The following is an 8,047-nucleotide window of genomic DNA, read 5'->3' on the forward strand; positions in this document are numbered from 1 at the left end:
TACCCGACAGCGTGCCGGCCTGGTAGACCGGCCCGTCGGGGCTCAGCGAGCTCATCACGTCGGCGCGGCCGCCGAACGCCGCTGCCGGGAAGCCGCCACCCATCACCTTGCCGAAGGTGACCAGGTCGGGCGTCCAGCCCTCGTTCTTGCCATCCAGGCCCCACTGCCCCTGCTTGCTGGCCCGGAACCCGGTCATCACCTCGTCGGAGATGAACAGAGCGCCGTTGCTCGTGCAGGTGGTTGCGAGGAACTCGTTGAACCCGGGCTCGGGCGGGACGACACCCATGTTGCCCGGCGAGGCCTCGGTGATCAGGCAGGCCACGCGCCCTGCGTACTCCTCGAACGCCGCCGTGACCGCGGCTCGGTCGTTGTAGGGCAGCACGACGGTGAGCTCGGTGCTGCTCTCGGGAACGCCCGGGGTGCCGGGGATCGCGTGCGTGACCAGCCCGGAGCCGGCGCTGGCGAGCAGCGAGTCGACGTGGCCGTGGTAGTTGCCGGCGAACTTGAGGATCACGTCGCGCCCGGTGAACCCCCTGGCCAGGCGAATGGCCGACATCGTCGCCTCGGTGCCGCTGCTGACGAACCGCACCTTCTCGACCGGCGCCCTGCTCACGATCTCTTCCGCGAGCTCTACCTCAGGCGTCGTCGGGGTCCCGTACGACGTGCCCCGCGTGACCGCCTCCAGGACCGCCGCCTGGACCTCCGGATGGGCGTGGCCCAGCAGCATCGGACCCCAGGAGCAGATCAGGTCGACGTACTCGTTCCCGTCGACGTCGGTGAGCCACGCTCCCTTCGCCTCCCGGATGAACCGCGGCGTCCCGCCGACTGCGTTGAACGCGCGCACGGGCGAGTTCACACCGCCCGGCGTCACCGCCTTCGCTCGGGCGAAGAGGGCTTCGGATGCCGCTGCGGACAGGGGTGAGATGTCGTCAGGCACCCGAGCATTCTCCCCCACTGCCGCCGGATCCTTCACATTCGGTGCACCTTCCTATATGAGCCGAAGGTCCCGGCGGCGACGCGGCAACGGTCGTGCCGACCTCTACGCCCGGCGTTGGATGTAGAGGCGACTGCCCTCGTCGCCGGCCCTCTCCAGTCGCACGACACCGGGCACGGCGGCGTCGGCGATGCGCGCGGGGTCGGCCCAGTAGCCGGCGTTCGGGTTGCGGAAGAAGGTCGCCCACAGCGAGCCGCCGCGGTCCGTGAAGATGTTGTTGTGGCCCGCGCCGACGCCCGCGGTCCACCGGCGTGAGTAGGGGCCCTCGAAGCTGTCCGAGACGGCGAGGATCGCGTCGTACTGATACTGGGTGCGCCCGGGTCCGGGCGGGTCATAGGCGTATCGGGTGCTGCCGTCCGCGGCGGCCGAGCTCCGGTTCCAGGCAGCGTGGAGGAGGTAGTACCTGCCGTCGTGCTTGAACACCTGAGCGCCTTCGAGATACGGCTCGGGTGAGTACGGCGTCTGCCGGAACGCGGGGAGGTTCGTCGTCGGGACGATGTCCTCCATGTCGTCCCGGAACCTCGCATAGTGGTCGTTGTGAAGGACGAGCCACGCGGTGTCGTCCTCGGCGAAGAGGCCGCCGTCGATGTGGTGGTAGGCGCCGGGCTCGACGACGGGTGGGCCACCGGGGACCGGGTCACCGAACGGCTTCTCGAGGTTGCCCTCCACGAGCCGGTACGGCCCCTCGATCCCGCCCTCGCTGACCAGCATGAACGAGCCGACCTTGCGGGAGTGATCACCCATGCACGCGACGATGTACCAGGTGCCGCGGACGTAGTGGAGCTCCGGAGCCCATACCTGTCCGCGCTTGCCGAACCGGTCGTCGTACCAGTACTCCTGCCACGGAGCGACGACCGTACGTCCTTGCCGGTTCTCGGCGGTGAACTCCGGCGACCAGACCTTGCCCTTCTCCGCGCCGGGCCGGATGCCGGTCGTGTCGACCAACCTCCACGGCCCTCGCAGGGACGGTGAGACCCACACGAAGACGCCGTCGTTCCACGGGGCGGCCTTGTCGAGCCCGGGCACGCGGGACGTTCCGGTCGCGACATAGATCGGACGGTCGTCGACCACGAAGCAGTTGACATAGGTGTCCCGTATCCAGACCTGGCCACGCTCCTCGTCACGCGGGCGGAGCTCCAGCGGGAGGATGAAGGAGTTGTCCTCGCGTGGCCACAGGTCCAGCCGGGTGTCGGCGAGGCCGTACGGTTCCAGGTCGGGCCAGCTCGGTGGGTGGTGCCGCACGGGCGTGACCGCGGTCGCCGCCACTGCGCCGGACGCCGGCAGGCCCGCCAACCCAACGGCGCCGGTGGCCCCGATCAGCACGGATCGACGATCGATACGCAAGCCACTCTCGAAACCGGTCATCAGCCTCTCCTTCACCGTGCGGGGCGCTCTCGTCCCGCCTGCGAGGAGACGTTAGGCCGACTCATTCCGACAGTGAACAGGCGACAAAAAGGTCACTTGTCGCCCCGGCGGGCCGATTCCGGCACGGCCTCGGAAGAATCTTCGAATCTTTTTGTCGGGGTGTTGCCGGAAAAACGCACCCTGCCTAGTTTGGCCAGATGGCAACGCACGCTGGAGTGCACGTACTCGTGAGGCGAACTCATGAAGAGCGCGTCCTGCGCGTCCTGCGCGAGCAGGGCGCCCTGAGCCGCGGCGAGATCGCCCGAGCCGTCGGACTGTCCCGTACCACCCTCTCCGAGATCACCGGAAACCTGTTGCAACGCGGCGCCCTCGTGGTCGTCGACACCGACGCGGCCAAGAGGGAGGGCAGCGGTCGGCCGGCGGAGCGTCTCGCCCTGGACCCCGCCTCCGGGCAGTTCATGGGCGTCGACTTCGGCCATCGCCGCGTGCAGGTCGTCGTCGCGGACGCCTCGCACGAGATCGTGGTGTCCGGGTCGGACCGGTATGACGACGACGCCCCCTGGCCGATCCGGCTGGACGTGGCGTTCCAGCTCCTTGACCGCCTGGGTGCTGAGTCCGGAGTTCACTACGGCGCGCTGCAGGGCATCGGCATCGGGGTGCCGGGGCCCTATACGGCAGCTCCGGGCGTCCTGTTCGTGGCACCGCACAGATCGGTCGCGGCCAGCGACACCGCATCCGCACAGGCCGAGTTCGCGAACCGGTTCGGAGCACCGGTCATCGTCGACAACAACAGCCGGCTGGCCGCGCTCGCCGAGGTCACGTTCGGCAGCAGCTCCGTCGACGACCTTCTCTATGTGCGACTCTCCGACGGCGTCGGCGGAGGTCTGGTGGTCGGCGGTCGCCTGGTCACCGGTTCGTCAGGGCTGGCCGGTGAGCTCGGGCACGTGACGGTGGATCCCAACGGGTTGGAGTGCCGTTGCGGCAAGAGGGGCTGCGTCGAGACCGTGGCGTCGGTTCCGGCCATCCTGGCCGCGTGCCGGGACCAGGGCCTCCTCGTCGAGGACCTCGACGACCTTGGCGCCGCGATCGAGCGCTCTCACCCGACCGCGGACAGAGTCGTTCGAGAGGCCGGTTCCGCCGTCGGGCGGGTGCTGGGAGCGGCATCGATGGTGCTCAACCCGGCGAACATCGTCATCGGCGGTGAGATCACCCGGATAGCACCGGCCGTGGTGCAGCAGGCGGCCGCCACCATCGCGTTCGAGAACTTCCCGCGAGCGGCGACACCGGTGGTTCGCGGCGCACAGCTCTCGGACGACGACGGCGCGCTCGGCGCGCTCGCCGCGCTGTTCCACAGCTCGCCGATCCTGGCGGCCTACCCCGAGGCCTCCGACGCCGCGTCCCAGCCGACGTCGATCGAGCGGGGCACAACGACAAGAAGAGGAGTGGCTCATGGCCGTGCTCAGTGAGCAGAGCGTCCACACCGGCCGAACCAGCCGAACCGACCGGACCGGCCAGAACGGCCAGAACGGCCGGAGTGCGTCGACGAGTACGCGGCGCCGCGGGCTCCCGCTCGCGCTGAACGCAGTCTCCATCGGCCTCGGCATCGCCCTGTGGTGGGGGCTGGCCGCGGCCGGCCTCAGTCTTCCGACCCCGCCCGAGGTGGTGTCGCGCGCCGGCACGCTCATCTCGAACGGGACGCTGCTGGACGACATCGCGGCCAGCCTGGGTCGAGTGCTGGCCGGCTTCGTGCTGGGCACCGCGCTCGCGATCCCGATCGGCTTCCTCATGGGCTGGTACAGCATCGCTCGCGGACTCGTCGAGCCATGGGTGCAGTTCTTCCGCACCATCCCGCCGCTCGCGATCATCCCGCTGGCCATCGTGCTGATGGGCATCGGCGAGACCCCCAAGATCTTCGTGATCTTCCTGGCGGCATTCCTCGTCTGCGTGATCTCGACGTATCAGGGTGTGGTCAACATCGACCGGACGCTGGTCGACGCCGCCCGCGTCCTCGGCGCCCGGGACGCCGGAATCTTCCTGCGCGTGGTCGTGCCGGCCTCCACGCCCTTCATCCTCGTCGGGATGCGGGTGGGGCTCGGATCGGCTTGGGCGACGTTGGTCGCGGCCGAGCTCATCGCCGCCCAGGAGGGCCTCGGGTTCCGGATGCAGAACGCGCAACTCTACTACGACCTGCCCACCATCTTCGTCGGGCTCATCACGATCGGGATCCTCGGCCTGGTCATGGACCGAATTCTCTTGATGGCCGAACGCAGGCTCACCGGATGGCAGGAGCGCCGATGATCACCCCCAAGATCTCCCTCAAGGACGTCGCCAAGACGTTCGTGCTCGGCAAAGAGACCTTCACCGCGCTGGACCGCGTCTCCCTCGACATCGCCGACAACGAGTTCGTCACGGTCGTGGGCCCCTCCGGCTGCGGCAAGAGCACGCTGCTCAACATCTTGGCCGGACTCGACGAGCCCACCGAGGGGCAGGCGCTCGTCGACGGTTCCGCCGTCTCCGGACCCGGGCCCGAGCGCGGTGTCATCTTCCAGCAGTACGCGCTCTTCCCGTGGCTGACGGTCCGCCAGAACGTCGAGTTCGGGCTGAAGACGGCGCGGGTCCCCAAGGCGGAGCGCCAGGAGCGGGCGCAGCACTTCGTCGAGATGGTCGGACTCGAGCAGTTCGCCGACGCCCTGCCCAAGATGCTCTCCGGCGGCATGCGCCAGCGCTGCGCGATCGCTCGGGCGTACGCCGTCAATCCCTCGATCCTCTTGATGGACGAGCCGTTCGGCGCGCTCGATGCACTCACCAGGGTGAAGCTCCAGGAACAGCTCCTCGACACCTGGAGCAAGGAGCAGCGCACCGTCCTGTTCATCACCCATGACGTCGACGAGGCGGTCTTCCTCGCCAATCGCGTCATCGTCATGGCCGCCCGGCCGGGCCGGATCTACGACGTCGTCGACGTCGACATTCCCTATCCGCGTACGGAGGAGTTCCGGCTCAGCCCGGAGTTCGCCGCCTTGCGCAACCACGTCTGGCGCTCCGTCTACCACCAGGACGGCCGCACCGCCACCGACTCGGACCACCCCGCGCCGTCATCGACGACGGCCTGACCTAAGGACCCACCCCCATGTCACTCACCCGCAGAATCACGGCCACCGCCGCCCTCGGCATCGCCACCATGGTGCTCTCCGCCTGCGGAGGCGGCGGCTCGGACACCGAGAAGGTCAGCTTCGGCTACATCGGCGACTACAACGGCACCAGCCTGCTCGCCATCGCAGAGGACCAGGATCTCTGGGAGAAGCACGACCTCGAGGTCGACGCCAAGGTGTTCACCAACGGCCCGCTGCAGATCCAGGCGCTGGGCACCGGCGACCTCGACTTCGGCTACATCGGCCCAGGTGCGTTCTGGATGCCGGCATCGGGGCAGGCCAAGATCGTCGCGATCAACACCGTCGGCAACGCCGACCGGGTCATCGCCCAGCCCGGGATCACGTCCATGGAGCAGCTCAGGGGCAAGACCGTCGCCGTACCCGAGGGGACCTCCGGCGACATGATCCTCGAGCTCGCGCTCGAGAAGGCCGGGATGACCAAGAAGGACGTGAAGGTGGTCAACATGGACCCCTCGACGGTCGTGTCCGCCTTCGCCTCCAAGAAGATCGACGCCGCCGGGTTCTGGTATCCGGCCATCGACACAATCAAGGCCGAGGTTCCCGACCTCGTCGAGCTGGGAAAGAACTCCGACTTCGAGTCCGAGGTGAGCTTCCCGACCGCGTTCGTCGCGGGCAACAAGGTCGTCTCCGACGACGCCGAGAAGACCGAGAAGACGATCGCGGTGCTGCGCGAGGCCATGGAATACCGCACCGCCCACATGGACGAGTCGGTCAAGCTGACCGCCGACATGCTCGGTGTCCCGGTCGAGCAGGTCGAGGCCGACGCCGCGAATGTCGAGGTGCTCTCCGTCGAGCAGGTCGACAAGATGACCAAGGACGGCACCATCGACGAATGGCTCACGGCCATGTCCGACTACTTCGTCGATGCCGGTCAGCTCGACTCTCCGGTCGCTCCGGACAGCTACTACACGGGCGACCTGTTCACGGGGGCCGCCAAGTGACGAAGCCGAGGAACATCCTCTTCCTGATGACCGACCAGCACCGCGCGGACACCCTCGGTGCGTACGGCAACGAGCTGGCGGCGACACCGGTCCTCGACGAGCTGGCGAGGACCGGCGCACGCTTCGACCGCTGGTACACGCCGACCGCGATCTGCACGCCGGCGCGGGCGAGCCTGCTCACGGGACAGGCGCCGTTCCGGCACAAGGTGCTCGCCAACCACGAGCGCAACGTCGGCTACATCGAGGACATCCCCGAGGGCATGTTCACGTTCTCGACGGCGCTGCGGGAGAAGGGCTACAACTGCGGACTCATCGGGAAGTGGCACGTCGGCACCGAGAAGACCGCCGGCGACTTCGGCTTCGACGGACCGGACCTACCGGGCTGGCACAACCCCGTCGACAACCCCGACTACCTGGCCTATCTGGCGGAGAACGACCTGCCGGCGTACGAGATCTCCGACCGGATCCGGGGGACGCTGCCCAGCGGCGGGCCCGGAAACCTGCTCGCCGCCCGGCTGCACCAGCCGGTGGAGGCGACGTTCGAGTACTACCTCGCCACCCGGGCGATCGAGACTCTCGAGAGGTACGCCGCCGATGCGCGCGACCCGGGAAAGCCGTTCTTCCTGGCTCTGCACTTCTTCGGACCCCACCTGCCGTACATCCTGCCGGACGAGTTCTTCGACCTGTTCGACCCGGCCGACATCGAGCTGCCCCGGTCGGTCGCGGAGACGTTCCAGGGAAAGCCTCCGGTGCAGAAGAACTACAGCGCCCACTGGACGTTCGACACCATGCCGATCGAGACGACGCGCAAGCTCATCGCGGTCTACTGGGGGTACGTCGCGCTCATCGACCAGCAGATCGGCCGGGTCATGGAGGCGATGGAGCGGCTCGGCCTGGTCGACGACACCGCGGTATTCTTCACCTGCGACCACGGTGAGTTCACCGGCTCTCACCGCCTGCACGACAAGGGGCCGGCGATGTATGAGGACATCTACCGGACACCGGGCCTGCTGCGGGTGCCGGGACAGCCGGCCGGCGTGGTCCGAGACGAGTTCGTGAGCCTGCTCGACTGCACGGCGACGATCCTCGAGCTCGCCGACCTCGACCCCAAGCAGGCGGTCGACTCACGCAGCCTGCTGCCCCTGGTCGGCGGCCAGGAGGCCGAGTGGGACGACTACATCGTCTGTGAGTTCCACGGCCACCACTTCCCCTATCCCCAGCGGATGCTGCGTACGAAGCGCTACAAGCTGGTGGTGAACCCCGACTCGGTCAACGAGCTCTACGACCTGGAGATCGATCCGGACGAGCTGCTGAACCACTACGAGCTGCCCGAGATGAAGGAGGTCCGCACGCAGCTGATCCGGCGTCTCTACGCCGTGCTTCGTGAGCGCGGGGACAACTTCTACCACTGGATGACGTCCATGTACGACGTCGGTGACGTCGCGTACGACCCCACGCTGAGCGGCCTGGACGAAGCCACCTACCAGGGGGCGAGCCGTGACTGAGAGCGACACCGCCGCGGTCGGGCGACCCGATCAGGCCGTGTCGTGCTGCTCGCCGAGCCGGCAGCACGACAC

At 68.2% G+C, this 8,047-nt stretch carries 7 protein-coding genes; 5 read left to right on the forward strand and 2 right to left on the reverse strand.

All coding sequences use genetic code 11. From position 1 onward, the window contains the following. Both ACRDPS_RS14985 and ACRDPS_RS14990 read right to left on the reverse strand, forming a co-directional pair. The coding region (locus ACRDPS_RS14985) for a glutamate-1-semialdehyde 2,1-aminomutase (RefSeq protein WP_431502446.1) at nt 1-937 on the reverse strand (937 nt) is incomplete at its 3' end. A 102-nt stretch (nt 938-1,039) separates the two neighbouring features. After that, nucleotides 1,040-2,359 (reverse strand): family 43 glycosylhydrolase, encoded by a 1,320-nt coding sequence (locus tag ACRDPS_RS14990; protein ID WP_431502447.1) that lies wholly within the window; start codon nt 2,357-2,359, stop codon nt 1,040-1,042. Between the two features lie 197 nt (nt 2,360-2,556). On the opposite strand from ACRDPS_RS14990, the gene ACRDPS_RS14995 reads away from it, so the two are divergent. From ACRDPS_RS14995 to ACRDPS_RS15015, 5 genes are read left to right on the forward strand one after another with little or no spacing between them, the layout of a single operon-like run. Further along, nucleotides 2,557-3,825 carry an ROK family transcriptional regulator gene (locus tag ACRDPS_RS14995; protein ID WP_431502448.1) on the forward strand — a complete coding sequence of 423 codons (1,269 nt, stop codon included), beginning with the start codon at nt 2,557-2,559 and terminating at the stop codon, nt 3,823-3,825. After that, nucleotides 3,809-4,657 (forward strand): ABC transporter permease, encoded by an 849-nt coding sequence (locus ACRDPS_RS15000; protein ID WP_431502449.1) that lies wholly within the window; start codon nt 3,809-3,811, stop codon nt 4,655-4,657. The genes ACRDPS_RS14995 and ACRDPS_RS15000 overlap by 17 nt, the downstream gene beginning before the upstream one ends. Further along, a complete protein-coding gene (locus ACRDPS_RS15005) occupies nt 4,654-5,469 on the forward strand; it encodes an ABC transporter ATP-binding protein (protein WP_431502450.1) in 816 nt (271 codons plus the stop codon). Before ACRDPS_RS15000 ends, ACRDPS_RS15005 begins: the two co-directional genes overlap by 4 nt. Nucleotides 5,470-5,486: 17 nt before the next feature. Next, nucleotides 5,487-6,470, forward strand: coding sequence for an aliphatic sulfonate ABC transporter substrate-binding protein (locus ACRDPS_RS15010; RefSeq protein WP_431502451.1), 984 nt, complete (start codon nt 5,487-5,489; stop codon nt 6,468-6,470). After that, nucleotides 6,467-7,975: a sulfatase-like hydrolase/transferase gene (locus tag ACRDPS_RS15015; RefSeq protein ID WP_431502452.1), complete on the forward strand. Its 1,509-nt coding sequence runs from the start codon at nt 6,467-6,469 to the stop codon at nt 7,973-7,975. Before ACRDPS_RS15010 ends, ACRDPS_RS15015 begins: the two co-directional genes overlap by 4 nt. Nucleotides 7,976-8,047: the final 72 nt, after the last annotated feature.

The sequence above is a fragment of the Nocardioides sp. genome, from assembly GCF_050699375.1.
In the GTDB taxonomy this organism is placed as follows: Bacteria; Actinomycetota; Actinomycetes; order Propionibacteriales; family Nocardioidaceae; genus Nocardioides.

What these genes read in the sequence shown, in the direction of transcription:
- ACRDPS_RS15005 (WP_431502450.1), top strand. Translation starts at nt 4,654, where the DNA reads ATGATCACCCCCAAGATCTCCCTCAAGGACGTCGCCAAGACGTTCGTG.
- ACRDPS_RS15000 (WP_431502449.1), top strand. Translation starts at nt 3,809, where the DNA reads ATGGCCGTGCTCAGTGAGCAGAGCGTCCACACCGGCCGAACCAGCCGA.
- ACRDPS_RS14990 (WP_431502447.1), bottom strand. Translation starts at nt 2,359, where the DNA reads ATGACCGGTTTCGAGAGTGGCTTGCGTATCGATCGTCGATCCGTGCTG.
- ACRDPS_RS15010 (WP_431502451.1), top strand. Translation starts at nt 5,487, where the DNA reads ATGTCACTCACCCGCAGAATCACGGCCACCGCCGCCCTCGGCATCGCC.
- ACRDPS_RS14995 (WP_431502448.1), top strand. Translation starts at nt 2,557, where the DNA reads ATGGCAACGCACGCTGGAGTGCACGTACTCGTGAGGCGAACTCATGAA.